This is a genomic window from Liquorilactobacillus mali (assembly GCF_001437155.1).
GTDB lineage: Bacteria > Bacillota > Bacilli > Lactobacillales > Lactobacillaceae > Liquorilactobacillus > Liquorilactobacillus mali_A.
In genome coordinates this window covers 1-3,016 of the sequence record NZ_JQAR01000048.1, presented here as the reverse complement: position 1 = coordinate 3,016, position 3,016 = coordinate 1, and the positions used below count along the sequence as shown (strand labels likewise).

Annotated in this window: 1 rRNA gene; it reads left to right on the top strand. The window is 48.8% G+C overall.

Annotation, left to right across the window (positions count from 1 at the left end):
• Positions 1-134: 134 nt before the first annotated feature.
• Positions 135-3,016 (top strand): 23S ribosomal RNA (locus IV36_RS11505); the annotation flags it as partial.

Genomic DNA, 3,016 nt, shown 5'->3' with positions numbered 1-3,016 from the left:
AAATTTGTTCTTTGAAAACTAGATAATATTTTTCTAAAATAATTAACAAACCGAGAACACCGCGTTTTAAAGAGTTTAAAACAAGAAAAATCTTGAACGCTAAACTCATAACCGCTTTACCGTAGGTAAAGATAGGTTAAGTTATTAAGGGCGCATGGTGAATGCCTTGGCACTAGGAGCCGATGAAGGACGGGACTAACTCCGATATGCTCCGGGGAGCTGTAAGTAAGCTATGATCCGGAGATTTCCGAATGGGGAAACCCAATAGTTTTAATCGACTATTACTACTGGTTGAATACATAGACCAGTTAGAGGAAGACGCAGGGAACTGAAACATCTAAGTACCTGCAGGAAGAGAAAGAAAAATCGATTCCCTAAGTAGCGGCGAGCGAACGGGGAATAGCCCAAACCAAGAAGCTTGCTTTTTGGGGTTGTAGGACTGAATATTTGAGTTACCAAAGAATGTCATAATCGAATGATTTGGGAAGATCAGCGAAAAAAGGTGAAAGCCCTGTAGATGAAATGACATTCTCTCAATTCAGGATCCTGAGTACGGCGGAACACGTGAAATTCCGTCGGAATCCGGGAGGACCATCTCCCAAGGCTAAATACTCCCTAGTGACCGATAGTGAACCAGTACCGTGAGGGAAAGGTGAAAAGCACCCCGGAAGGGGAGTGAAATAGTTCCTGAAACCATGTGCCTACAAGTAGTTAGAGCCCGTTAATGGGTGATAGCGTGCCTTTTGTAGAATGAACCGGCGAGTTACGTTTGCATGCAAGGTTAAGTCGGAAATGACGGAGCCGTAGCGAAAGCGAGTCTGAATAGGGCGATTAAGTATGTAGACGTAGACCCGAAACCAAGTGACCTACCCATGTCCAGGTTGAAGGTGCGGTAAAACGCACTGGAGGACCGAACTCATGTATGTTGAAAAATGCTGAGATGAGGTGTGGGTAGCGGAGAAATTCCAAACGAACTTGGAAATAGCTGGTTCTCTCCGAAATAGCTTTAGGGCTAGCCTCGGAAGTAAAGGATCGTGGAGGTAGAGCACTGTTTGGACTAGGGGCCCATCTAGGGTTACTGAATTCAGATAAACTCCGAATGCCATCGATCTATATCCGGGAGTCAGACTGCGAGTGATAAGATCCGTAGTCGAAAGGGAAACAGCCCAGACCACCAATTAAGGTCCCTAAATATATGTTAAGTGGAAAAGGATGTGGAGTTGCACAGACAACTAGGATGTTGGCTCAGAAGCAGCCACCATTTAAAGAGTGCGTAATAGCTCACTAGTCGAGTGACCCTGCGCCGAAAATGTACCGGGGCTAAACATATTACCGAAATTGTGGATGCAACCGTAAGGTTGCGTGGTAGGAGAGCGTTCTAAGGGCAAAGAAGCTAGACCGTAAGGACTGGTGGAGCGCTTAGAAGTGAGAATGCCGGTATGAGTAGCGAAAGACAGGTGAGAATCCTGTCCACCGAATGACTAAGGTTTCCTGGGGAAGGCTCGTCCTCCCAGGGTTAGTCGGGACCTAAGCCGAGGCCGAGAGGCGTAGGCGATGGATAACAGGTAGAGATTCCTGTACTAGTTATTGTTGTTTGAACGATGGAGGGACGCAGGAGGCTAGGTATGCACACTGATGGATATGTGTGTCCAAGCAACGAGTTTGTAAGCGAGTCAAATGCTTGCTTATAAGGACGAGTTGTGATGGGGAGCGAAATAATAGTAGCGAAGATACTGATGTCACACTGCCGAGAAAAGCTTCTAGTTAGATAATAACTACCCGTACCGCAAACCGACACAGGTAGTCGAGGAGAGAATCCTAAGGTGAGCGAGAGAACTCTCGTTAAGGAACTCGGCAAAATGACCCCGTAACTTCGGGAGAAGGGGTGCTGAACGCAAGTTCAGCCGCAGTGAATAGGCCCAAACGACTGTTTATCAAAAACACAGGTTTCTGCAAAATCGTAAGATGACGTATAGGGGCTGACGCCTGCCCGGTGCTGGAAGGTTAAGAGGATGGGTTAGCTTCGGCGAAGCTCAGAATTGAAGCCCCAGTAAACGGCGGCCGTAACTATAACGGTCCTAAGGTAGCGAAATTCCTTGTCGGGTAAGTTCCGACCCGCACGAAAGGCGTAACGATTTGGGCACTGTCTCAACGAGAGACTCGGTGAAATTATATTACCCGTGAAGATGCGGGTTACCCGCGACAGGACGGAAAGACCCCATGGAGCTTTACTGTAGCTTGATATTGGGTGTTTGTACAACTTGTACAGGATAGGTAGGAGCCATAGAAATCGGGACGCTAGTCTCGATGGAGGCATTGGTGGGATACTACCCTCGTTGTATGAACACTCTAACCCTCACCAATAAACGTGGTGGGAGACAGTGTCAGGTGGGCAGTTTGACTGGGGCGGTCGCCTCCTAAAAGGTAACGGAGGCGCCCAAAGGTTCCCTCAGAATGGTTGGAAATCATTCGCAGAGTGTAAAGGCACAAGGGAGCTTGACTGCGAGACTTACAAGTCGAGCAGGGACGAAAGTCGGGCTTAGTGATCCGGTGGTTCCGCATGGAAGGGCCATCGCTCAACGGATAAAAGCTACCCTGGGGATAACAGGCTTATCTCCCCCAAGAGTCCACATCGACGGGGAGGTTTGGCACCTCGATGTCGGCTCATCGCATCCTGGGGCTGTAGTCGGTCCCAAGGGTTGGGCTGTTCGCCCATTAAAGCGGTACGCGAGCTGGGTTCAGAACGTCGTGAGACAGTTCGGTCCCTATCCGTCGCGGGCGTAGGAAATTTGAGAGGATCTGTCCTTAGTACGAGAGGACCGGGATGGACACACCGCTGGTGTACCAGTTGTTCCGCCAGGAGCATCGCTGGGTAGCTATGTGTGGATGAGATAAACGCTGAAAGCATCTAAGTGCGAAACTCACCTCGAGATAAGATTTCCCATTCCTTCGGGAAGTAAGACCCCTGAGAGATGATCAGGTAGATAGGTTGGAAGTGGAAGTACAGTGATGTATG